Below are 246 nucleotides of genomic sequence, written 5' to 3' on the forward strand. Positions count from 1 at the left end.
GCCAGTCGCCGGGCTGCCGCCGGCCGCCGACGTAGAGGGCGCAGTCGACCACGGCGCTGCGCCGCGGGCCGGCCGGCGCGGGAACCCGCTGGGGAGCGTCGGAGTTGAGCCGGCGGGTCATCGCCCGCACGGGCGCCGCCCAGTCCAGGGGCCTGAGCACCCGTCCGCCGTTCGGCGAGGCCGCCCGCCCCTGCTGCCCTCGGTCCGTCATCACGCCCCCTCCCCGTGCGCTGCCGCGGCTAGCAG

The 246-nt window shown here is 80.1% G+C and carries 1 pseudogene; it reads right to left on the minus strand.

What is annotated here, in order from left to right:
- Window positions 1-211: pseudogene (locus tag ACSNOB_RS32140) on the minus strand (magnesium transporter CorA); the annotation flags it as partial.
- Window positions 212-246 lie beyond the last annotated feature (35 nt).

The sequence above is a fragment of the Micromonospora sp. URMC 106 genome, from assembly GCF_051386395.1.
In the GTDB taxonomy this organism is placed as follows: domain Bacteria; phylum Actinomycetota; class Actinomycetes; order Mycobacteriales; family Micromonosporaceae; genus Micromonospora.